Raw genomic sequence first — 24,067 nt, forward strand, 5'->3', positions numbered from 1 at the left:
TTAGTTAATAGTTTTTTTTCTTCAAAAAATTACACTTTTACATTTAAAGCCCTAATTGTTATTTTTTTTATTCTATTTTTTGTAATTTATTGTTTATTAAGAACATTCTTACCACCCTTTTGTTAACACCCATAAAATTTTCTTGTCCTCTTTTTTCAAAAAATTGCAAGGTTAACTATTGCAAAATGAGATTTTTATCGACTTTTGCACCAAAAAATGGTTTATAAAGTATTAAATATACTTTTAGTCACTAAATTCTGACAAAAGTATGTTAAAAATATATTAATTAAATGCAGTGGATATTGATAACAGAATGAAATAATTTTGTTTAGCCACTAGCTGATATTTTGTTCTTTTTACTTGCAAACGACCTGTAGAGGTTTTTTTTGGGAATTTAAGATGCAATCTACTCACTCAAAATCTAGCCGAACTTTCTTTGGCCACCCATATCCATTAAGCTCCCTTTTCTTCACCGAAATGTGGGAACGCTTTTCTTTCTATGGTATTCGCCCATTATTAATTCTATTTATGGCGGCAACCGTTTATGAGGGTGGCATGGAAATCCCCAGAGAGCAGGCATCTGCTATTGTGGGTATTTTCGCTGGCGGTGTTTATTTAACATCGTTGCCAGGAGGTTGGCTGGCTGATAACTGGTTAGGTCAGCGCCTAGCTGTATGGTATGGCTCTATCTTTATTGCGCTAGGGCACCTTTCCATCGCACTTTCAGCGTTTTGGTCACAAGATCTGTTCTTTATCGGTTTATTACTGATTGTATTGGGTACTGGGCTATTTAAAACCTGCGTAACTGTGATGGTAGGAACCTTATATAAAAGGGATGATACTCGCCGTGATGGTGGATTCTCCTTATTTTATATGGGTATCAATATGGGCTCATTTATTGCACCGCTCATCACGGGTTTCTTAGTGCGTGATTATGGCTGGCATTGGGGCTTTGGTATCGGTGGGATTGGTATGCTTGTTGCGTTACTGATTTTCCGCTTTTACGCAGTACCTACCATGCGTCGCTTTGATAGCGAAGTCGGTTTAGATTCAAGTTGGGATCGCCCAACCGTTGTTCGTCGTAATGTCGGTCAATGGATCTTAGCGTTATCTGTCGTTCTTATAGCAATTGTTGGTCTTATTATTTCTGGTGTTATTCCGTTTAACCCAGTTGTTGTGGCTAACTTTATGGTCTATGTGATTTCAGGTAGTGTTATCGCCTATTTTATCTATTTATTCCTATTTGCTGGATTAAGTAGTAGTGACCGTTCTCGCTTATTTGTTTGTTTCCTCTTATTGGTTTCAGCAGCCCTTTTCTGGTCTGCATTCGAACAAAAGCCAACATCATTTAACTTATTTGCCAACGACTATACTGACTTAAACTTTATGGGTTTTGAGATCCCAGCAGTTTGGTTCCAGTCTGTTAACGCACTGTTTATTATTATTCTTGCGCCTGTATTTAGCTGGTTATGGCCAATGATGGCACGTAAGAATATGAATTTAAGCAGTATGACTAAGTTTGTGATTGGTATTTTATTTGCAGCGGGTGGCTTTACCGTCATGATGTTTGCATCTGAAAGTGTTATTGCAACAGGACAAGGCGTTTCACCGCTTTGGTTAATTGGCAGTATCTTATTGCTGACATTAGGTGAATTATGCTTAAGCCCAATTGGTCTTGCCACTATGACTATTTTAGCGCCAGCTAAAATGCGTGGTCAGGTGATGGGATTATGGTTCTGTGCAAGCGCATTAGGTAATTTGGCCGCTGGTTTAATGGGGGGAAATATCCGCCCAGACAAACTGGATGTAATGCCTGACTTCTTCTCTCATGTTTCTATCGCTCTGGTTATTTGTGCTGTTGTTCTTGCTGCACTGATTATTCCAGTTCGTAAGCTTTTACAAAGCGCAGATAGCAAAGAGAAAGCACAAGCTTAATCTAATGCGTTAATTATTAAAGCCATGTCTAATTAATTAGGCATGGCTTTTTGCTTTTATATCCTACAATTTGAACGCTTTTTTAAGTATTGCACCCAATATTTAAAACACTTAATCTCATTACCTTCTATTTGTTGGTTGTTTATCACTAAGGTAATGCGATGACAGTTCTTCCTATTTATTATGTTAATGCTTTTTCCTCTCTGCCTTTTTCAGGAAATCCCGCTGCTGTCGTTTTATTAGAAGAGTGGCTGCCTGATGACACCTTAATTACACTTGCTAGTGAGATTAATTTACCTGAAACGGCTTTTTTAGTTGGCGATCATATTCGTTGGTTTACACCTAAAATTGAAGTTCCTCTTTGTGGGCATGCAACATTAGCCACAGCTTTTGTGCTAAAAACGATAAAACAGTTACCTAAGAAGCTCTTTAAATTCCAATCTCTTTCAGGTGAACTCACTATTTCTTGCCAAGGCGCTCTCTTTACACTTAATTTTCCGGCACTACCTGCGACATTAAATAACGATATAAAATCAGTGCTTGAACAAAAATTAGCATTACAAATAGATGAAGTTTGGCAAGCGCATGATCGTTATATTTGCTTTTTATCTGATCCAGAAACCGTCATTAACTACCAACCGGATTTCACTCAAATCGCACAGTTGCCTTTACCTGGCGTTATTATCACAGCGAAAGGTCATGCTCCTTTTGACTTTGTTTCTCGCTTCTTTGCGCCCGTAAAAGGCGTGAATGAAGATCCTGTTACAGGCACATCACATTGTGTATTAGCACCAATTTGGGGTAATAAGCTCAATAAAACACAGTTACAAGCAAGACAAGTTTCAAAACGAGGTGGAAATATCGACTGTGAGCTAAAAGATGGTCGCGTTTTACTAACAGGAGATGCTGCACTCTTTTTAACTGGCGAAATAACCTTTTAATTACAGACGGCATAATCAGCCATTCATCTACTTTGCTTTCAATTTACTCTATTTTATACTGTGGGGAATTTCTCCCCTACAGTATAAAAGAAGAAGGCTTTATTGTTATGTCCATCTCTGACTTATCTCCTGAGCTACAAGATAAAATTAAAAATTCAGTCACCCGTGTATCTAAAGTCATATTCCCCACTACAACTAATCACCACTCAACACTCTTTGGTGGCACGGCATTAGCTTGGATGGATGAAGTTTCATTTATTACCGCTACCCGTTTTAGCCGTAAACGCCTAGTAACGGTTTCAACCGAAAAAATAAATTTTAATCACCCTATTCCATCAGGTACGATTATTGAATTAGTGGGTGAAGTTATTCGTGTTGGGCGTACAAGTTTAACGGTAAATGTTTCTATTTTTCTTGAAGATATGTACGCAGAAGGTCGTGAAGAAGTGATCCATGGTCAGTTTAATTTCGTGGCGGTTGATCATGACGGAAAACCAACGCCATTATTCGATAAATAACAACTTATAGAGAGATTTGTCATACTTTTTATCTCTCTTAATTAAAAACTGCATTATTTTATTATGTTCTTTATTATTTTTAATAATAACAAAGCAGTAAGAGCATTAATTTAAATGGATATTTTTCAATCAACGTAAAATATCTAATAAAATCAATAAATAATAAGATTACTAACATGTAAGACAAGAGTTATCCACAGTTAATGTGGATAACTGAACAAGCCCCAAAATCAGAGAACACAGATTTTTGTTACTGCAAATTCAATCTGACAAATAGTCAGCTTCCTTCCTACTATTGCACTTTCAGCAATAACAATATCCGTTGATTGTGAATACTGTCGCCCTACTTCAAGTGCTAACTCAATAGTGGGTTCAATCAGTAATATCACTCCAGCCTGTTCAATATCAACAGGGAAGTCTGCAAGCGCTATCAGTTGTACCACTTGTTTTATCTTACTTTTAGCAATCTCTTGTGCTTTTTCCGTTGCGGCCTGATTAACTCTGGTTTGTTTTTCAAAAGCACCACCACCAGAATAAAGATAGATCATAATTTACTCATTATAGAAAAAAGGCTGTTACCTTTATTATTCAAATCCACCGCATAAAAGCCAGTTGAACATATAAAAAGGCAACAACCTTATCTCTGCTTTTTATCCTAATTAATACAATATAAAAAGCATTTACCAACCATAAGATATACCACCACCAACAACAGCACGATCTTCCGTATTCCACGAAGCAGAAACACGAATAACAGCACTCTCTGTTATTTGATATTGAGCGCCAGTTGCAAACGCATTGGCATCACGATAATTCCCAGCACCCACGCCAAGGCTAAAAGTATGAGCCGCAACGTAGGGAATATTAGCCATCGCTGCGACAGAAGCGATACCAGCACTTGCCCTTTTGTCTGCTTTGTCTATTTTATTATCCATATTATTGAGCGCGACATCATTATCAATAAAGATATTTTTAATCTTATTATTGGTATATTCATTCGCAATAGAGATAGAATCTTTTTTGGATGAATCAATGTACTCTCTTAAGGATTCATCTCTTTCATTGATAACCGTATTGGTAATATTGATATATTCATTTCCTTTTTGAGTAATATATTTTTCACGTTCTTTCGTGATCTTTTCGTTATTTCTGTTTATTGCACCATCAATACCTGTGGCAATTTTGCCAATCTCAATATCAGTATAGCTATTGGCATTTTTTTCAGATTTCCTTACTTGATTGTCTGTTAATGTAATAATTTCATCTCTCGTATTTGTGATATGTTCTACTGTTTTTTCGTGATGTTCGTTTACTTTAAAATCAGTATATTCTTTACCGCTATTCTCAACTTCTATAAATTTATTATTAGCATATTCTTTAATACTGCCTTCAGACTCAGCCACTTTATCGCTGATATTTTTTTCAATATCACCTTTCATTTCAGCATATTTATTTTCACTATAGATATGAAATTCATTTTTTGCTTCATTGATATAACTAATCGTATTTTCTTGATGTTTTTCTATTTTACTATCAGTATATTGGTTTGCTTTCTTCTCTGCATTATTGGCTAATTCATTGGCTTTTGTTTCACTTCTTTTTAGTACCTCCTCATTAGCTTTAGCTATATCGCCTTTTATTATTTTATTATTTTCATTTATTTGATTATTTGTCTCTTTAAGAATGTGATTTTTTTCTTGCTCAATTTTATTATAAATATTCTGATTATTGTCATTAATATGCTTATCTGTCTCAATAAGAATATTATCTTTTTCTTTTCTTAATTGTGAAACATTAACAGCATCGGTATCTTCCGTACCTGCTGCGACATTAATAATTTGTCGCTGATTTTTATCACTGCCGATTGATAATGTATTATTGCGATTATTGCTACTTTTATCGCCTAATATAATTGCATTACTTGCTGATCCTGAAGAATTACTACCAATAATAACTGAATTATCTGCACTATCAGAAAGGTGACTGCCACTCCCTAAAATAACACCATTTTCAGCATTATTTATAGCACCCTTACCAATACTTATTGCATCTTTACTTTCACTATAAGCTTGAGAACCAATAGAAAGGGAGCCTTCACCAATTGCCATTGCACCACTTCCCAATGACATCGCATTATCACCAATTGCTGTGCTTTTATGACCTATTGCTGTTGCATTTTGACCTTCCGCGCCCGCATTAGCACCAATCGCGGTTGATTGATCTGAATGCGCCCATGTATTATATCCAACCGCTGTCGATTCATTACCATCTGCTTTACTATTTCCACCTAATAAAGTGGTATTATCGGCATAGGCAGAAGTAGATGAAAATAATATAATAACTAATAGTTTTATCTTAAAATTTATATTACAATTCATATCTATATCACTCCAAATTAATAAACTCACATATAGAGTAATATGTATTTTATTTTTTACATGTTATATATTTTATAAAACAACTTAATAACGCTTGATGATTCTATTAAATACAAACAATAACATCATTAGATAATTTTAAATTTAATAAAAAAATAAATAACTAACTTTTATTTTTAAAATAAAATCAACCACTAAAGAAAAAACACAAATAATAAAGAAATAAAAACCATCCTGAACAATTTAAATAATAGTTATTTTAATAAATTTAAAATATTCTTAAATTTGAGATAGGGATCAAATAAAAAAACAACGTTCTTTTTTATCTTTCAGTGATATGATTAATTTATTAAGACAATATCTAAGTAAAAATCCCTAAACGTAGTTACGTTTAGGGATTTTGTTTTACTCAATAAATTTCGCTTCTGCAATTAATAATTTATCAATTGATGATTGACATAAATAAGGTCTCAGAGCATCAAATTTCTTTTCTGACCATTGGTAAATCTTTAACGATAAAAGTTGCTCAATAACCTTTGGCTCAAAACGATATTTAAGGTGTCGCGCGGGTGTTCCTCCAACAATGCTATAAGGTTCAACATTTTTGGAAACAACGCTATTAGCCGCAACAATAGCACCTTCGCCAACTGTCACACCAGGCATTATCATTGCACGCATTCCTATCCATGCACCATCATGAATATGAGTATCGCCTTTACCAATATATGCCTCTTCAATTTTATCCATAAAAGGATAAAGAGAGAACCAATCCATACGATGTGTATGGTTTCCTCCCATTAATATGACGGCTTGCGCACCAATACAAACATAATCGCCAATATATAATTTATCAATTTCCCACAATGGCTCCCATTGCAAGCTAATTTCGTCACCATAAAGATAACGTACTACGGAAGCTTCAAAACCTTCATCCCAACAATCACTGTAATAACTGTGTTGTCCTTTGATGATAATATTTTTATTTTTAACCGTTTCGTGTAGATATTCTACACGCGACCAATGTTTATTTTTCATAATATGACTCGCAATAAATTAATGAGTCATCAAAGAATGCTTAATTCTCTGATGATGTGTTCGCATTCAAAACACATCTTCTTAAGCAATCCTTGGTTGAAGCAATAAGGGATTTTTTTTCATCTTTTTTACGACCAATTATTACAACGCAATTCGTTTATGCGCATCATCATAAAGGTTATTAAAGAAAAAGCCACGGAGAATAACACTCAGCTTCCCGTGGCTTAGTATCACTATTTAAAAAAGTCTTTGCTACCATGAGGCGCACAACGTAAATATTGAGGCGCTACTTTTATGGTTTGTTTAAGTTTTTCTGCTGCATGCCAAGGCCAACGAGGATCATAAAGAATACCTCGCCCTAAAGCGATAAAATCAGCCTGCTCGGTAAGTAAAATGGCTTCGGCTTGTTCTGGCTCGGTAATGAGACCAACAGTAATAACAGGTAGTTGTGTTTCATTATAAATTGCCTGAGCAAATGGTACTTGGTAATTAGGACCCAGTTTAATTTCTTGTTTTTCTGATAATCCACCAGAAGAAACATGAATATAATGGCAACCTAATTCTTCAAGATGTTGTGTTAATGCAATTGCACTTTCTAAGTCCCAGCCACCTTCAACCCAATCTGTCGCAGAAATTCTGACACCAACACAGACATTATCAGAAACCGCATTTTTCACGGCAACAAAGACATCCGCCAATAACCGACTACGGTTATTAAAATCGCCACCGTATTGATCCGTTCTGTGATTTGATAATGGAGATAAGAATTCATGCAATAAATATCCATGAGCACCGTGGATCTCAATCACATCAAATCCTGCTGATTCAGCTCTTCTTGCCGCATCAACAAAAGCTTGTTTTATTTCTTCAATTTCATCAATAGTCAAAGCATGAGGCTGATGATTATTTCCAAAAGGAATTGCTGATGGTGCAACTTTTTGCCATCCATTAGGAGAATCTGGCGCTAATGATGCTCCGCCATTCCAAGGTAAATCGGTCGATGCTTTACGTCCTGCATGGGCAATCTGTATACCCATTTTTGCAGATGAATATTGCTTAACATTATCAACAAGTTTTTTTAATTCACTGCCATGTTGATCAGACCAAATACCTAAATCTTTATAGCTAATACGACCTCTAGGCTCAACCGCTGTTGCTTCAACAATCACTAGCGAAGCACCAGATAGTGCCAGTTGCCCGTAATGCATAGTGTGCCATGCTGTCGGGTAACCTTCTTGTGCTGAATACTGGCACATAGGTGCAACGATAATACGGTTATCTAACTGATGGGGGCCTAGTTTTTTAGGGGAGAACAACAAACTCATTTAAAGCCTCCTGCTATCAATAAGAATTTATGCAAAGAAAAATATCTTTGCTTTTCGATATACCATTTAAATATACAGGTTTAAGGCTATCGGATCTTATTCATTTAGGCGATGCTTTACTTCACATTGTGAAAAACAAAAAGATCAGCATCAATTGCTGATCTCTTTTTTAATTAATCATTAGATTTGGCAGGTTTCACCAATAACAGTGAAAAGCGTCTTGCGATCGGCAAAACGAATAAAACCGTAGGAAAAGCAATCATCCAAGAGATCCCCCAAGAAGTTAACCATGGAGAGATAACGTACATTCCCATTCCTAACGATTTGACGGTACTAATAAAAGCCACAATACCTGACATAATAAAAGAAAGGAAAAAGGGAACAAGAAAAATCATTGCTCGAGTAGGAAGTTTAGGAATACCTAAAAAGTAATTTTTGTCCTGAAAAGACATAGATAAAGACTCCAATAATACGATTGTACAACAGCACATAACTGCCAATACAACAGGCTAAAAAAAGTTATATGCGTTGATTAACGTAAACGCTTACGAGTCTTTTAGACCAAACTGAGAGCTAGTTTATTAATAAATATTTCTTTGTCAACTAAATTATTATCATTATCATTTAGGTGATAATGATAAAATTGAGATTAATGAAAAATGAGAAAACACGATAGGGTTTTCTCCTCTTCTTTCTACCAATCTCGTGTTGCAATTAACTCTTCTATATCAGCATCTTCAAAACCATATTCATCAGCAATAACGCCAAAATCCTCAGCAATGCACTCTCTGGCTATTGTTTCAATTTCGCTATTTTCTTCATAAAATTCTTCAGCTAATGCATTAAATTGATCTGTTGTTTGTTGCGTTAGAATATAAAGTTCTGCCAAATTTTTAGGTGAAGTCGCTTCTATTTTTACACAAAGCGCTTTTAATAAATCTTGCCCTTTCTTTACAAGGTGTGCTGGATAATAATTATCATTGTCCATTTCCTTTAAAAAATAATGTGCAGCGAGTACTTTATTTTTAATCATAAAAAATATCCTTATCTAAGTATTTATCTTAAGGTCATTAAAGCGCACTTATTATCTTAATGACAGAAAAGTATATTACGTTTTTTAATTAAATGTCTCGCTTTTATTTCTATGAATTTATAGAATTCTGACCAGCAAACGAAAAATAGGCAATTAATTAAAATGGCTAAAAAAATACGATTTATATTTCTTTTTTTGACTATTGCACTGCTCTCTTTTTTGACCATTAATAAATATTTAAAAAATGCACCTTTAGCGACATGGCACTTCTATGGCAATAATGGTGAATATATTACAGGTCATTACTACCCACCAGCAGAAGATGATGCAACAGATGCGGTGATCTCCATTCCAGAAAAACCAACTAAAGAAGGTTTAACAATAACGCATTGGGATACTTGCAGCATTGAACTGAATATTGATAATAAAACACTTTATATTTCTTATTTTACGAGTGGTCTTATTCAAGCTTCATTAGCAACAAAAACCACATCTTATGTTGCATTAACTGAGCTGTATTTTTATCAACCTGATGATATGCATTGGTCGATAAATCGATTAGAGGATGGAACATATAAAGGCTGGATTTGGGATAATGTTACAAATCAGCTTATTTCTGTTCGTTATCAGGAAGATAAAACAACAATTATTGACGGTACAAAATATACATTAATGCCAGAAAGTTATTGGCTATTTCAACGTTGGGCTAATGGCGTTTTAGTAGAAGAGTACACATTAGATGATTTACCGGCAAAAGATGGCTTTATTCCTGATATAGATAAACAAAGGTTGACCCAAGCAAAAGCAGACCTTCAAGCCACGGTAAATGAGTTGGTAATACCATTAAATTTACCATTTAACTTAGTGTTGTGGGATAACTCACTTTGTAAGCAATAACATCAGGTGAAATGCTCCCAGAGGGTTGGGAGCATTTCTGACACAGAATGATTTAATTTATACTAAATAACACCATCTAATTTCATGTAAATTCCTTTTATTGAAAAATCAATTCCTTTTAAGTCGTTAATTTTTACTGCAAGAGTATAGATGAATAGAGTAAATAATTTAAATCTAATAAACATGTTGCACAACAGGGATATATTAAAACAGTTATCTATTTTCAATAAAAGAATAAGACATCAATTTAATAGTTATATTATTCAATGAAATTGATATTTTATATTTATATCATTCTAAATATAAAACCTTATTTATAGACTGTTGATTTTTAATAAGCTTTATTTTTAAACTCAAGGTGACTTAAATAATGTATTTAAGTTACTTTAGCATAATAGAGTGAGATATTTATTATTCACATTAGATTAATTATGCTAATTCTATCTAAAATAGATCTCTAAATTTAACATTAAATGCCTTAACGTGATAAAAATAAAATAAATAGCATTTTTATCTTAATCTATTTCTAAAAATTCCAGTCATTTATTTTTAGTAAAAAGTATTAAATAAAAATTTACCTTACATTAAGAGTTCATTAATCAAACCTTGCTTTGCATTTTATTATATTGCTCAATTTTTATTTGGCTCTTATACTTTCTTAAGACGATTTTAGATAGGTATTATTATGAATATTTTATTAGTTGAAGACGATTTACAACTCGGTAAAGCACTTTGTCGCGGGCTTGAAATTGCTGGTTTTCAACCATGTTGGGTCAGATTGCTTGCGGATGCTCGTGTTCAATTAAGCCAACGCCCTTTTGATTTAATGCTATTAGATTTAGGTTTACCTGATGGTGATGGGCAAGATGAACTGATTGCGCTGAGAAAAAGTGGCGAGAAAATTCCGATTATTATTTTAACTGCCCGCACTCAAATTGATAATTTAGTACAAACATTAGACTCAGGCGCAGATGATTTTTTACCAAAGCCTTTTGCTATGCCTGAACTTATTTCTCGCGTAAAAGCAGTGAGTCGTAGAATGGCAGGTTTTTCTTCACAAATATGGTCTATTGGCGATTTGCAACTTAATCCAGCAAACCATCAAGTCACCTTAAATGACGAATTACTTTTATTATCAGGTAAAGAATACCAACTATTATATGAATTAATGCGTAATACTGACAATGTGGTGCGTAAGTCAGAGTTGGAACAGCGTTTATTTGGTTTAGACGATAAAATTGAGAGCAATTCCCTTGAAGTGCATATGCATAATTTACGAAGAAAAATAGGCAAAGAACGTATTATCACAGTTCGTGGCGTAGGTTATTTATTAAAAAAAGAAACTAATTAAATGAAGATCCGCTCCTTCTTTATTTACACCATTGTCCTTCAGATTATCTCCATCGTTATGCTTTGGGGCGTTTGGTTAGCTTGGATACAATTTGATTATCTTGCTGAGTTTGAAAAAGTTTATAACAAACAGCAAGAAATTATTGCTGAGGGTTTTGCTAATACCTTAGAGATTGTTGCTGACCAACCTGAAGTTCTCAAAGAAATCGCTCATAATTTACAAGGTATGTATATCGACGCCATGCTTAACGGTGAAGATGATGAGCTACAATATCTGCCGTGGTTTATTGCCTTAGATGAAAATAATACGCTGATTTATACTAATCGTCCTGAGTTGCCTATCCCTACAAGAGTACTTTCATTAGCATCAGAAAAAGTGTCTGTTGCAGGTGAAAAATGGATACTCTCTTTTAGTTGGGGAGAAAAACATAAAATAAAAGTGTTTATCGGTGAATCTGTTGAAGACAGAGGTCATGTTATTGGTAACCCTGTTGAAGGCACCTTTATTCCTTTCCTATTTATTCTTGCGACGGTTATTTTTGCCATCTTAATTACGGCCTATTTTAGTTTACGCCCTCTAAGACAAGCTGCAGAACTTATCTCTAACCGTAAACCACGTAATTTAACGCCGATTAATGTCGGTCAGCAATTTAAAGAAATTCGCCCTATCTTTAAAGAGCTAAACCAATTAATGGCAAGAATTGACGCTGCTAATATCCGTGAAAAACAATTTATGGCAGATGCCGCCCATGAATTAAGAACACCAATAGCTGCGGTTATCGCTCAATTACATCTGCTCTCTTTAGTCGATGATCAGCAAGAGCGTGAAGAAATTATTGATGATATGAAACAATCTCTTGATAGAGCCGCAGCTCTTTCTCATCAATTAATTGATTTGGCACGATTAGAATGTGACGATTTCCCATTAAAAATAGAATCTCTTGATATCTATAACGTTATTGGAAATGCAATAGCACAACACGTTCCTTATGCGATTACTAAAAATATTGAGTTATCACTTAATGAAGGTCAAACATTAACACTTAAGACTGATAAACAGGCTTTACTCTCTATATTTAATAATCTGCTTGATAATGCTATTAAATATTGCCCTAAAGGTAGCCAAGTTGAGGTAACTATCGAGAATCGATATGCCGAAGGGATACATGTTATTGTGCGTGATAATGGTCCTGGTGTTGCCAAAGAACATATCAATGTTCTATTTTCACGTTTTTATCGCGTTCCAGGCTCTAACGAAACAGGCAGCGGGTTAGGTCTATCTATTGCACAAAATCTTGCTAATAAAATTCAAGCATCGTTAATTGTTACTGAAGGGCTAAATAATAAAGGAATTGGCTTTATTATTGTTCTCCCTTTAGAAGTAAAATCATCAGAAAACGATTAATAAATAGATAGCGATATTGCAGAATAAAGGAGGTCTTTGTACCTCCTTTTTATTTTATCGTACTGAGATCCTAAAAGGTGTTATCCCCAAAGATTAATTAACCAACGTAGACCAGCTGTCAAAATTGCTGCACTAAGCACAATCATAATAAAAGGTTTTTTTTGCCAAGTAAGCACACCTGCGACACCAACACCAACAATTTTTGAAATATCAGCAAGTTGGTCGCCATCAAAAAATGTCGATGTCATCGCCACTGAAAACAGAATAACAATCGCAGATAATGAGAGAAGCTCTTTAACCCTCTCTGATACCCCTGCTTTATTATTGAGTAATATTCCGGAAAGACGCATGGCGTATGTACCAACAGCAAGAATAATAATTCCTGTAATAATAGAAGCCGTGGACATTATATTCTCCTAATCACAAACAGTACGCCTAATAGCGATAATAAAACGGGTATCCCAGCAGGAAGGAATAATGTGGTTAAGAGTGCAATAATGCTCCCTATTATTGCTGCATGACGTGTTAGTTTATTTTTTAATGCAGGTAAACTTAGTGCGAGAATAATAGCCGGAAACATCGCATCCAGCCCTAGCATCTTTATATCTACGATAAATGATCCCAAGTAAACACCAAGCATGGTACCCAAAGGCCAGACAAGTAAAATACCTAATCCACAAGCCCAAAATGCTAATTTATTTTGTTCTGCAGTACGCTGAGATAAACCAAATACAACACTCTCATCATTTAATATATGAAAACCTAATAATGATTTAAGCCCTTTTCCCGGTAGATCCTTTACCGCCATACTAAAAGGAATATGTCGTGCATTAACCATTAATCCCGCAAGAGCGGCATATATTGCACTTCCTCCCATCGCCACAACGCCAATAAAAAGGAATTCAGAAGCGCCCGCTAAAACAAAAATGGATAACACTAATGGCACCCAAAAATCAAAACCCTGTGTATGAGCTAAAGCGCCATAAGAGATACCGACAATACCGTCAGCTAATGAAACAAGCACAATATCTCTAAGTACGTTATTATCAAGACGACTGTTAATTTGCATAGAATGTAGTATTTTTTATCGAACCATTCGTTCATTATGTTGAACGATTTATTTTTTTGCAAGATGATTTTTGAAGGAAGCTATGATGTCATCGCCTTGTGCGCCTATTGAAATTATTTCTCAGGCTCTGGCTAGAGAAAGAAAAAAAGCGGGTCTTTCACTTGCTGAAATAGCAAGACGAGCGGGTGTTGCAAAATCAACACTCTCTCAATTAGAAGCGGGACAAGGAAATCCAAGTATTGAAACACTTTGGGCAATTTGTGTTGCGTTAAATATTCCTTTTTCTCAACTTATTTCAGCACCACAGCCTGAAATTAAGGTGATCCGTAAAGGTGATGGCTTTAAAATCAGCGCAGAAAAAGCGTACTACCATGCTTTTTTACTTTCATCCTGCCCTGTAGGCGCAAAACGCGATATATACACCGTGATTGCACAACCCGGAAAAGATAGAGTCTCTGATCCTCACAGTAAAAATGTGACTGAACATATTATTATTATCAGCGGAAGCGCAATGGTAGGTACTTTAGATAATCAACAAGAATTACAACCCGGTGATTATATTTGCTATCCCGGTGATGTCACTCATGTATTACGAGCTTTAGAGCCAGACACAACTGCCGTCATGATTATTGAACATCATAATTAACATAATAGTAGAGCGAATTATGATAAATTTACCGCACTGCTATATTACAATAATAATCTGAAAGCAGTGCGATAAATTTGATAAAGAATGTCAGTCTAGTCAGTTATTTTTTAAGTGCTTTATCAAGGTAGATCTCTCGTAACCGTTGAGATAAATGCCCAACTATTCCCTGATTGATATCTTCATTATCGATTGAAATAACTGGCCAAATTAATGTCGTCGCTGAGCTAATAAAAGCTTCTTTTGCTTTTTTGGCTTCATCAAGAGTAAATAGGCGTTCTGTTATTTTAAGCCCTTCTTCTTGTGCTAATTGAATAATCGCTTGGCGTGTAATACCGGGTAAAATATCCTGACTTAGCGGTCGAGTAATAATTTCATTATCATGATTAACAATAAAGAAGTTACTTGAACTGCCTTCTGTTATATAACCATCTTTAATTAAAATAGCATCATCGGCACCTTGTTGATGTGCATGGTGTTTTGCTAAACACGCCGCTAATAATGCCACTGTTTTAATATCGCAACGTTGCCAGCGAATATCTTCAACACTAATGACTGAAATCCCTTTTTTTGCATTAGGATGATCCACAACTGTTGAATGTTGTACAAAAGCTACGATTGTGGAAGGAACAGATGAAGATGGAAAATCAAAAAAACGAGAGGAATCAGTACCTCGTGTTATTTGTAAATAAATAAGCCCTTCATGAAGATTATTCTTTTTGATAAGTTGATGATGAACATCACTTAACAACTCTTTGGTAATGGGAAGCGATAGACCTAATTCTTTGCATGAACGCTGTAAGCGTTGAAAATGCCCATTAAAGTCAATAAGCTGACCATCAATAACAGCAGTAACTTCATAAACAGCATCTGCAAATAAAAAACCACGGTCAAAAACAGATATTTTAGCCTGCTCTTTAGGTACAAAGTGACTGTCTAAATACACGATATCAGACATTTTACCTCCGTTATAAATTTTATTAACAATCTATCTCAATCCACTACCTTACACCTTCAATTTTCTATTTAAAAGATGCCCCTCATTCCGACATTTTTTTAATTATAATTTTATGTAACGAGGTCATGTTATATAAGCAAACATTGCTATAATTTAACTTATGTACCAAATATAAGGATAAGAGGTGGCTATGTTAGATATTAATAAAAATAATTTATCTCAGCTAACGGAGAAACTGGTTAAAAAACAATGCACTTTAATGACTATTATTGCCATACTGGGCTTTATTGCAGGTTTTATCTGTATTATTAACCCTTTTTCTTCTGGCATTGTTATTAGTGTATTACTCGGTGTTGTATTTTTTGCCTGCGCGATATCCAGCATTATTGGTGGTTTTAATGCTCAAGTTTCTTCTAGTTGGTCAATGTTGATTACGTTATTAGCGGGTTTTATTTATCTTCTGCTTGGCTATATTTTTGTCACTGATCCACTAAAAGGTATGCTTAGTCTTGCCTTTTTTATCGGCTTTCTATTTATTTTTGCGGGTATACTGCGCCTAAATATAGGCTTTAAACAGATTAAGGATAATTTTTATGGCTGGTTCAATATATTAGTGGGATTTTTGGATTTAGTGATTGCCTATTTCTTAATTGCTTTTGGACCTGAAACGTCAGTCGCTCTCGTCATGGCATTAATTGGTATACAACTTATTTTAAGCTCTATCACCATTTTATCGATAATAAGTGCGATAAAACGAATGACTCACTAATTGATTATTTAGTGATAATAATTTTATTGATGAAATATAGACAAAGAGCCACACAAGGTGGCTCTTAAGTATGAAGCAAAATAGATTTGTATTAAGCACAAGGTAAGCGCATCGATACCGTATACATATTTTCTCCACAAAAGTAACAATTTCCTGTTTTTTCAAATACCATCACCTGAATACCGAGTTGCCCTACTTCAATATTAGGCAATGCATCAGCCAAAATACTCTTTAATACCGGCTCCAGGATTTCAACTATATTAATAGGATCGTTATTAGATGTTGTATCATGTAAGAAATTACCTAAACGAGGATCATCAGCGTAGACTTCTAATGTTGAGCGATATATCACCTTTCTTTCATTGCCAGCTACCTTCGAATAACCATTAAAGATGATAGCTATTTTTTGGATATTCATTTTCGCTACGCGATTTTTAATTTGTAAACATAAAGAGGGAACAAGCCTAATATTGACAGAATTAAAGTAGCGATCGCAAATCTGAGGAATAGTGACACTAATACAAGGCTTGGGCGCGATATTTGTAATTTGCTTATTACATTCCCCCGTTAAAGTGTTATCAATAATAATACGCTCACGTCGAGAAAAACAGATATTATCGAAGATATCAACAGTGAAGAAAGAAATGTAATGAATGCCATTTGTTAATAACTGATTTTCTAATCTCACAGAAATTGCAGACTTATCAGTACATGGCAACATCTTAAGTTGATCATTAAAATAAAATCCAACTTGTGTGCTTTCACTAATATCACGACCTAAAATGAGATTCGCGTTAACGCAATAATTATCACTATGATAGCTGAGAATACCATTTAAAGTTGCTGGTACTTTAGGAGAGGATAATTTCTCCGTTGTCATTTCAACATAATAATGTCTTGATTTTATTGGTTTATCTGGATTTTCGATATTTTCAGTTTCGGCATAAAATATAGCGACTTGTTGAGGTTCACTCTTTTTAAATTTGACTTTAAAACTGACAATACCGTATTTGTTAGTTTTGCCAATACTAATTTTCTCACCATCTGAATTATAAATTTCTGGCGCAACCGCTAAGGTACTATTTTCCTCATCGTAAATTAATTTGACCTCTTTATTTTGAACATCTTCACCATCTTTATCTTGAAGATGTACCACAAAACTTTTAGGAACACTTTCCCACAGACTTGGCCATTGCATAGATTCTGAACGTATTGTCAGCAAATCATCAAATTTTTCACAATTATTCGATGAACAGTCAGTGTTAGGATTGATTTTAGGTGGGGTAACTCGAATTTGTATCGGTGTTGCGTAATAAACAACATTATCATCATCTTCATCTTTTAAGATCAATTGTAATGATGCCACACCACTTCGATTACCCGTTAAAGAGATTTCTGTTTTGCTGTTATCCACTATAGTGGTGTACGCATCTTTGTTATTTGGCAAAATTAAAATGCCTTTTGGACTTGTACGCCATTCGGCTAAACGTAGATTAATCCCCGTTATAACCACCTCATATTTGATAACTCGATTCAGTTTTACTTCGTTATCAGAATCATCAGGAGATAATTTTATCTGATTGAATTTAATATCCACATCATCACCAATAACGGATTGAGTATTAGCACCATAAACAGGCGGTGTCAGTGCTATTACACTTTTATCACCTTGTAAAATTTTTTGTAAACGTTCTTCTTTTGTTTCGATATTCATTGAGTGATTTCCTTTCTTTTTCCGACTCCATTTTTAGCTTAAAGAAAAAAATTTAAGTGAAAATCACAATAGAAAAAAGTTAACTAAGCATTGTTGTCAGACAAAAATAAAAAATAGATTATAAACAATAAGATAAGGAAAGTTTTCAATAGAATACACTCTACAGGATCGATAAAAATCACCCTTGTAATAAAAAATAATTTAAATTTTAAAATATTTTTGTATAAAGCTATTGACTGTTATGGAAATGTGATTAAAATCAATCTCAGAAAATATTTGTGACGCGAATCACATTTTATTAATAGGATACTTAATATGAAATCAATGACTTCTTTTATTACTAACCTGCACCAAGTTGTTGTCAAATTATCATCAACTCGTTTACTGTAATTATTTGATTTAAAATAAAATACAGCATAAAGCCAGAAATAGCCCCTCATCGCACAAAAGACTATTTCTGGCTTTTATTCACTCCGCAACGCTTATTTATCATCTCGCTTACCCTCGCATTTTTCGTAACAAAAAATTCACCTTCTTGAACTAAGATCTCTTTTCTATACTCTTAATATACACCCCACATTAACTATGAGGATATTTTATGCAGCAGCAACTGCTTACATGGATACGTCAATTCAATGAGGAGTATGCACAAGTCGCCTCTCTCCTACTCGTTTTAGCCATTATTTTTCTTGTCGCAATCATTCTCCATTTTATTTTGCACAAATTGGTCTTACCCAAAATTTCCAAAGCAATAAGTCAGTACGATCAAAAATGGCAATTTTCTCTAGAAATAAATAAATTATTTAGTCGTTTTGCTTTTTTAATCCAAGGCGTTGTTGTTAATATCCAAGCGCTGGTGTGGATGGGAGCAGGTAAAACACAAGAAATTCTCACCACCAGCGCTCAAGCGTGGTGCTTAATTTTTGGCTTGTTGATGCTTTTCTCTATTATGGATCTTTGTATGCAGATCATGAGAAATTCATCCTCATTTGGCCGATTACCATTAAAAGGTATTTTTCAAAGCTTAAAACTTGCCGCCTCTGTGCTGATTGGGATAATGATTATTTCCCTACTTATTGGCAAATCACCTCTTATTTTACTCAGTGGTTTAGGCGCCATGACGGCTGTATTAATGTTGGTGTTTAAAGATCCTATTATGGGATTAGTCGCTGGTATTCAATTATCTGCAAACAACATGATAAGCCTTGGTGACTGGTTAGAAATGCCTAAATATGGTGCTGATGGCGCTGTTATTGATATTAGTTTAACAACCGTTAAAGTGCGTAATTGGGATAATACGGTTACGACTATTCCAACTTATTCTCTCATTTCAGATTCCTTTAAAAACTGGCAAGCAATGACAAAATCAGGAGGACGTCGTATTAAACGAAGTCTTGCTCTTGATATTAACAGCATCCATTTTTTAGATAAAAAACAACTTGATGATCTAGAAAAAGCTCACTTGTTGGCTCCTTATATACAAAATAAGGAAAGTGAAATTAATCAATTCAATGCAACCTTGGGTAATGAATGTCAAACACCATTAAACCAACGTGGCATGACCAATATTGGAACCTTCCGTGCGTATGTTGAAGCTTATTTAAAAAATCATCCTAATGTTCATAAGCAAATGACTATTATGGTAAGACAATTAGCACCAACTTCGGAGGGGCTTCCTATTGAAATTTACGCCTTTACGAACACGACTGTTTGGGTTCAATACGAAGCGATTCAATCAGATATATTTGATCACATCTTTGCTATTTTGCCTCAATTTGGCTTAAGAGTTCACCAATCCCCAACCGGAAATGATGTAAGAACACTCAGATTTCCTGTAGAAAATAATCCGCAATAAATCATTTTGGTATTTAGTAAAAAAGAAGAATTATTCTTCTTTTTTACTTTTCTTATTAACAAATATTTTTAATCTCTTATTTTGTTATCATGTTAACAATCTTGTTTTATTATCGTGTATTAAAAATCGATATGTTATTTTTTATATATCGATCGATTGTTAAATCCTATTTATTTGATGTTTCCGTTACCACTAAAGTGGTATTTATCAAAAAATGTAACCATTTGTTTAATAATTATTTTTTTAGATAACGTTATTAACATTTTTTATATTGATATAAATCATTATAGGTAGAAGGGTTATAACTTAACATATATATACAACTTTACTTGTTGTGAAAAATGTTAGGGTAATGTCAATGTCAAAAATTAAAAATAATACTTCTATTACTGAAATGAGTCGGCGTGGATTCATTCAGTCTGCAGCAGTTATTTCTGGTGCTGCCGCTATTGCAGGAACGGTTTCATTACCATTCGCTGCTAATGCTCAAACTCCCCAGGGTATTCGTCCTGATGAGACTTCTGAAACTATCAAATACAGTGCATGTTTAGTGAACTGTGGTAGCCGTTGTCCATTAAAAGTTCATGTGAAAGATGGTGTGATTCGCCGTATTTCTAATGAAACTATGTATGACGATTCAACATTTGGTCTTCACCAGATTCGTCCATGTCTGCGTGGTCGTTCTGTACGTTGGAAAACGTATAACCCTGATCGTTTAAAATACCCAATGAAGCGTGTAGGTAAGCGTGGTGAAGGTAAATTTGAGCGTATTTCTTGGGATGAAGCCACTTCAATCATCGCGGAAAAATTAAAATATACCATCGAAAAATACGGTAATGAGTCTATTTATTACCAATATGGTACAGGTTCCACAGGTGCAAACTTACACGGTAGAACAGCATGTAAACGCTTATTAAGTACTGTTGGTGGTTTTTTAAGTGACTATGGTACTTATTCATACTCTCAATTAACCGGTATTGTGCCTTATGTTTATGGCGATATGCTGGAATCACTGTTAACAGAAATTGAGAATTCAGATTTAGTTGTGATGTTTGGTCATAACCTTGCTGAAACACGTATGTCTGGTGGTGGTCAGTTTTATGAAACGTTAAATGCGTTAGATAAGAGCAAAAGTAAAGTTATCATTATTGACCCTCGTCGTACCGACAGTGTGACAACATTAGGTGCCGAATGGATCCCTATTTATCCGGGTACTGATGCTGCATTAGTCGCTGCATTAGGCTATGTGATGATCCAAGAAGGCATCACCGATGAAGATTTCTTACGTGAATATTGCGTCGGTTGGGATAAACAAACATTACCTGCATCAGCGCCTGAAAATGGCTCTTATAAAGATTACATTTTAGGTAATGGCCCTGATGGCATTGCAAAAACACCTGAGTGGGCAAGCAAATTAACCGGTATTTCTGTTGCACGTATTATCCAATTAGCGCGTGAAATTGGTGGTGCAAGAGCTGCATGGATCTCTCAAGGTTGGGGTATTCAGCGTACTTCAAATGGTGAGCAAGCCTGTCGTGCGATTATGATGCTACCATTAATGTCAGGTCATATTGGTCGCCCTGGTACAAATACAGGTTGTTGGGGTGGTAACGTTGCTTATCCCGTTGCAAGTTTTGCTCTGCCTAACCCAGTTAAGACCTTGATCCCAACATTTATGTGGTCTGAGGCAATTGCTCGCGGTGATCAATTGACCAGCAAAAATGCGGGTGTCAGAAATAAAGATAAACTCGATACGGGCATTAAATTTATGTGGTGTTATTCCAGTAACGTGATTGGTAACCAACACGCTGACTTGAATAAAACACATGATTTACTGCAAGATGAATCAAAATGTGAGTTTATTTTAGTGTGGGATAACCACATGACACCATCTGCAAAATACGCTGATATCTTACTGCCAGATGTGACAACCGTTGAGACAAACGATCTTATCAATAACTCTTACGCAAGTGGTGCTTACCATTATGTCGTACGTTTACAAAATGCGATTAAACCACTTTGGGAAAACCGCCCTTGCTATGATGTCTTAACCGATATTGCAGAAAAAATGGGTACCAAAGAGCAATTCACTGAAGGACGTACTTACGAAGAGTGGATTGAATATTGCTATAACCAAATGCGTGAGAAAAACCCAGCACTACCTACATTTGCAGAAACTAATGATGTAGGCATTATCGATCGTAAATTACCTAACCGTAATCAATACGTTGCACTTGAAGCATTCCGTCAAGATCCTATCGCTAATCCATTAAAAACAGCGTCAGGTAAGATTGAAATTTATTCTGAAAAACTGATGCAAGACACCGATGGCTGGGTTCTACCCGAAGGCGATCGTATTCCTGCAATTCCAGAATATTGTAAAAATGAAGAAGGTGTTGAAAACGTTAAGCTTAAAGAGAAATTCCCTCTGCAAATGACGGGTTTCCACGATAAAGGTCACGTTCACTCAAGTTACTATAACGTTGCTATGTTACGTGAAGCTATTCCTCATCAATTCTGGTTAAACCCAATTGATGCGGCTGAACGTGGATTAAAATCTGGCGATATTGCTGAGATTTATAATGCTCGTGGTCGTTTAAATATTCTCGTCAAAGTAACCGATCGTGTATTACCTGGTGTGATTGCAGTACCGCAAGGTGCATGGCGTTCACTTGATACAACAGGTGTAGATACAGGTGGATGCATTAATACATTAACAAGCTGGCACCCATCGCCGTTTGCTAAAGGAAATCCACAACATACAAACCTTGTTGAAGTGAAACGTGCATAAGGAGTTAACTCATGAAGCAATATGGTTTTTATTTTGACTCCACTAAATGCACTGGCTGTAAAACCTGTCAAGTCAGTTGCAAGGATGAAAAAGATTTAGATTTAGGCCCTAAATTCCGCCGTGTTTATGAATACGGTGGTGGTAGCTGGGCAAAACAAGACGGGATCTGGACACAAAATATCTATAGTTATTATTTATCCATTTCTTGTAACCATTGTTCAAACCCTACTTGCGTTGCTGGTTGCCCAACTGGCGCTATGCATAAACGTGAAGAAGATGGTTTAGTGGTTGTTAACCAAGATATTTGTGTTGGTTGCCGTTATTGCGAATTGCGTTGTCCTTATGGCGCACCACAATTCGATGAGAAGAAAAAACTCATGTCTAAGTGTGATGGTTGCTACGAACGTGTAGCACAAGGCATGAAACCGGTTTGTGTTGAGTCTTGTCCTCAACGTGCGCTTGATTTTGATGATATTGAAGTGATCAGAGCAAAACATGGTACTGAATGTGGTATCGCACCAATGCCTGATCCTAGCTTGACCAATCCAAATATCGTTATCAAAGCACACAAAGAAGCGAAACCTTCTGGTGATAAAACCGGCTCAGTTCAAAATGCGGCGGAGGTATAAACCATGCATGAACTTCCTCTAGTCTTTTTTACTGTTTTAGGTTCGTCAGCAGCGGGTCTGTTTCTTATTGCTTATATCAGTAAAAAATTAGGTCAAATTGATGAAAACCAACTGCGTAATGCTAATATTTTAGCCCTGATCTTAACATTAATTGGCTTAAGTATTGGTGGATTACACGTTGGACAGCCACTGCGTTTTTTCAATATGCTCTTCGGCGTTGGTCGTTCTCCAATGAGTAACGAAGCGTTTTTAAGTGGTGTGTTTACAGGTTTTGCTTTTGCAACTGTTGCACTCACTGTGATGAAAAAATGGAAGGGCTTACGTGAAATTTGTAACCTATTTACTGTTATTTTTGGTCTAGCATTCGTTTGGTCAATTCCACAAATTTATCATATTCCTACAATTGCTAACTGGAATACAAACTACACCACATTGCAATTTTGGATGACGCTATTAGTTGGCGGCGGTGTATTAGCAATGGCAACAGGTGCAAGACGTTTAGGTGCATTATCCTTTATTATCGGTGCCATTATCACTTTTGCTACTCGCTCTGGTTATGTGAGCTTCCTTGGCTTTACAGGTCCAGAACTCAGCGCTGAGCAATCTCTATTTTGGGGATTCCAATTAGCGGTATTAGCATTAGGTGTGGTTATCGTAGGATTTACTGCAGTAAAAGCGCAAGCATCAAAAATGACGCTGGCAACTTGTGCAGCCGCTGTGATTATTGCTGAATTATCAGGTCGTATCGCCTTCTATAATTTATGGCATATTACAATGTAATCTTGATGTTATAGTTGATTAATCAACCATAGAAAAGAA

Annotated in this window: 22 protein-coding genes; 12 read left to right on the top strand and 10 right to left on the bottom strand. The window is 35.3% G+C overall.

The features are described from left to right. Nucleotides 1-399: 399 nt before the first annotated feature. The 3 genes from QQS39_RS12095 to QQS39_RS12105 all read left to right on the top strand — a co-directional run bounded on the left by QQS39_RS12095 (nucleotide 400) and on the right by QQS39_RS12105 (nucleotide 3,394). Nucleotides 400-1,935, top strand: a complete 1,536-nt coding sequence (locus QQS39_RS12095; protein ID WP_099075795.1) for a peptide MFS transporter — start codon at nucleotides 400-402, stop codon at nucleotides 1,933-1,935. A 161-nt stretch (nucleotides 1,936-2,096) separates the two neighbouring features. Further along, complete coding sequence (locus QQS39_RS12100) at nucleotides 2,097-2,876, top strand: PhzF family phenazine biosynthesis protein (protein ID WP_285804613.1); 780 nt, start codon at nucleotides 2,097-2,099, stop codon at nucleotides 2,874-2,876. A 107-nt stretch (nucleotides 2,877-2,983) separates the two neighbouring features. Further along, nucleotides 2,984-3,394, top strand: coding sequence for an acyl-CoA thioesterase (locus QQS39_RS12105; protein ID WP_023581781.1), 411 nt, complete (start codon nucleotides 2,984-2,986; stop codon nucleotides 3,392-3,394). A 230-nt stretch (nucleotides 3,395-3,624) separates the two neighbouring features. Here QQS39_RS12105 and QQS39_RS12110 read toward each other — a convergent pair whose 3' ends face one another. The 6 genes from QQS39_RS12110 to QQS39_RS12135 form a co-directional block, all read right to left on the bottom strand. Further along, nucleotides 3,625-3,942: a hypothetical protein gene (locus tag QQS39_RS12110; protein WP_285804614.1), complete on the bottom strand. Its 318-nt coding sequence runs from the start codon at nucleotides 3,940-3,942 to the stop codon at nucleotides 3,625-3,627. A gap of 132 nt (nucleotides 3,943-4,074) precedes the next feature. Then, nucleotides 4,075-5,772: a YadA-like family protein gene (locus QQS39_RS12115; RefSeq protein WP_285804615.1), complete on the bottom strand. Its 1,698-nt coding sequence runs from the start codon at nucleotides 5,770-5,772 to the stop codon at nucleotides 4,075-4,077. 405 nt (nucleotides 5,773-6,177) lie between these two features. Next, nucleotides 6,178-6,807, bottom strand: coding sequence for a CatB-related O-acetyltransferase (locus QQS39_RS12120; RefSeq protein ID WP_285804616.1), 630 nt, complete (start codon nucleotides 6,805-6,807; stop codon nucleotides 6,178-6,180). A gap of 233 nt (nucleotides 6,808-7,040) precedes the next feature. Further along, nucleotides 7,041-8,132: an NADH:flavin oxidoreductase/NADH oxidase gene (locus tag QQS39_RS12125; protein WP_196569472.1), complete on the bottom strand. Its 1,092-nt coding sequence runs from the start codon at nucleotides 8,130-8,132 to the stop codon at nucleotides 7,041-7,043. A 173-nt stretch (nucleotides 8,133-8,305) separates the two neighbouring features. Next, nucleotides 8,306-8,584, bottom strand: coding sequence for a DUF2798 domain-containing protein (locus QQS39_RS12130; protein WP_099075800.1), 279 nt, complete (start codon nucleotides 8,582-8,584; stop codon nucleotides 8,306-8,308). A gap of 242 nt (nucleotides 8,585-8,826) precedes the next feature. Further along, nucleotides 8,827-9,165, bottom strand: coding sequence for a DUF5713 family protein (locus QQS39_RS12135; RefSeq protein WP_151435521.1), 339 nt, complete (start codon nucleotides 9,163-9,165; stop codon nucleotides 8,827-8,829). 162 nt (nucleotides 9,166-9,327) lie between these two features. Between QQS39_RS12135 and QQS39_RS12140 the strand changes: the two genes are divergently transcribed. From QQS39_RS12140 to QQS39_RS12150, 3 genes are all read left to right on the top strand, one after another. Then, nucleotides 9,328-10,062, top strand: coding sequence for a hypothetical protein (locus QQS39_RS12140; RefSeq protein ID WP_285804617.1), 735 nt, complete (start codon nucleotides 9,328-9,330; stop codon nucleotides 10,060-10,062). A gap of 685 nt (nucleotides 10,063-10,747) precedes the next feature. Further along, nucleotides 10,748-11,413 carry a response regulator gene (locus QQS39_RS12145; protein WP_109373830.1) on the top strand — a complete coding sequence of 222 codons (666 nt, stop codon included), beginning with the start codon at nucleotides 10,748-10,750 and terminating at the stop codon, nucleotides 11,411-11,413. Beyond that, nucleotides 11,414-12,817 carry an ATP-binding protein gene (locus tag QQS39_RS12150; protein WP_285804618.1) on the top strand — a complete coding sequence of 468 codons (1,404 nt, stop codon included), beginning with the start codon at nucleotides 11,414-11,416 and terminating at the stop codon, nucleotides 12,815-12,817. It abuts the gene before it with no gap. A gap of 80 nt (nucleotides 12,818-12,897) precedes the next feature. Here QQS39_RS12150 and QQS39_RS12155 read toward each other — a convergent pair whose 3' ends face one another. Both QQS39_RS12155 and QQS39_RS12160 read right to left on the bottom strand, forming a co-directional pair. After that, nucleotides 12,898-13,227: an AzlD domain-containing protein gene (locus QQS39_RS12155; protein ID WP_285805897.1), complete on the bottom strand. Its 330-nt coding sequence runs from the start codon at nucleotides 13,225-13,227 to the stop codon at nucleotides 12,898-12,900. Further along, nucleotides 13,224-13,886 carry an AzlC family ABC transporter permease gene (locus QQS39_RS12160; protein WP_151435525.1) on the bottom strand — a complete coding sequence of 221 codons (663 nt, stop codon included), beginning with the start codon at nucleotides 13,884-13,886 and terminating at the stop codon, nucleotides 13,224-13,226. The genes QQS39_RS12155 and QQS39_RS12160 overlap by 4 nt, the downstream gene beginning before the upstream one ends. Before the next feature lie 85 nt (nucleotides 13,887-13,971). Here QQS39_RS12160 and QQS39_RS12165 point away from each other — a divergent pair, with 85 nt between their 5' ends. Then, nucleotides 13,972-14,532, top strand: a complete 561-nt coding sequence (locus QQS39_RS12165; RefSeq protein WP_196736403.1) for a helix-turn-helix domain-containing protein — start codon at nucleotides 13,972-13,974, stop codon at nucleotides 14,530-14,532. Between the two features lie 103 nt (nucleotides 14,533-14,635). Here the strand turns inward: QQS39_RS12165 and QQS39_RS12170 are convergent, their stop codons facing one another. After that, nucleotides 14,636-15,490 carry a D-amino-acid transaminase gene (locus QQS39_RS12170; RefSeq protein WP_285804619.1) on the bottom strand — a complete coding sequence of 285 codons (855 nt, stop codon included), beginning with the start codon at nucleotides 15,488-15,490 and terminating at the stop codon, nucleotides 14,636-14,638. A gap of 190 nt (nucleotides 15,491-15,680) precedes the next feature. Here QQS39_RS12170 and QQS39_RS12175 point away from each other — a divergent pair, with 190 nt between their 5' ends. Continuing rightward, nucleotides 15,681-16,259: an HdeD family acid-resistance protein gene (locus QQS39_RS12175; RefSeq protein ID WP_151435528.1), complete on the top strand. Its 579-nt coding sequence runs from the start codon at nucleotides 15,681-15,683 to the stop codon at nucleotides 16,257-16,259. Nucleotides 16,260-16,350: 91 nt separating this feature from the next. Here QQS39_RS12175 and QQS39_RS12180 read toward each other — a convergent pair whose 3' ends face one another. After that, nucleotides 16,351-17,973, bottom strand: a complete 1,623-nt coding sequence (locus QQS39_RS12180; protein WP_285804620.1) for a hypothetical protein — start codon at nucleotides 17,971-17,973, stop codon at nucleotides 16,351-16,353. A 598-nt stretch (nucleotides 17,974-18,571) separates the two neighbouring features. Here QQS39_RS12180 and QQS39_RS12185 point away from each other — a divergent pair. The 4 genes from QQS39_RS12185 to QQS39_RS12200 all read left to right on the top strand — a co-directional run bounded on the left by QQS39_RS12185 (nucleotide 18,572) and on the right by QQS39_RS12200 (nucleotide 24,028). Next, complete coding sequence (locus tag QQS39_RS12185) at nucleotides 18,572-19,828, top strand: mechanosensitive ion channel family protein (protein WP_151435530.1); 1,257 nt, start codon at nucleotides 18,572-18,574, stop codon at nucleotides 19,826-19,828. A gap of 358 nt (nucleotides 19,829-20,186) precedes the next feature. Beyond that, nucleotides 20,187-22,619 (top strand): DMSO/selenate family reductase complex A subunit, encoded by a 2,433-nt coding sequence (locus QQS39_RS12190; RefSeq protein WP_151435531.1) that lies wholly within the window; start codon nucleotides 20,187-20,189, stop codon nucleotides 22,617-22,619. A gap of 11 nt (nucleotides 22,620-22,630) precedes the next feature. Next, entirely contained in the window at nucleotides 22,631-23,248 is a 618-nt protein-coding gene (locus QQS39_RS12195) for a DMSO/selenate family reductase complex B subunit (protein ID WP_023581764.1), read from the top strand. A 3-nt stretch (nucleotides 23,249-23,251) separates the two neighbouring features. After that, nucleotides 23,252-24,028, top strand: a complete 777-nt coding sequence (locus tag QQS39_RS12200; protein ID WP_285804621.1) for a dimethyl sulfoxide reductase anchor subunit family protein — start codon at nucleotides 23,252-23,254, stop codon at nucleotides 24,026-24,028. The last annotated feature ends 39 nt before the right edge of the window (nucleotides 24,029-24,067 follow it).

Origin of the sequence: Proteus appendicitidis (assembly GCF_030271835.1) — a bacterium.
Lineage (GTDB): Bacteria > Pseudomonadota > Gammaproteobacteria > Enterobacterales > Enterobacteriaceae > Proteus > Proteus appendicitidis.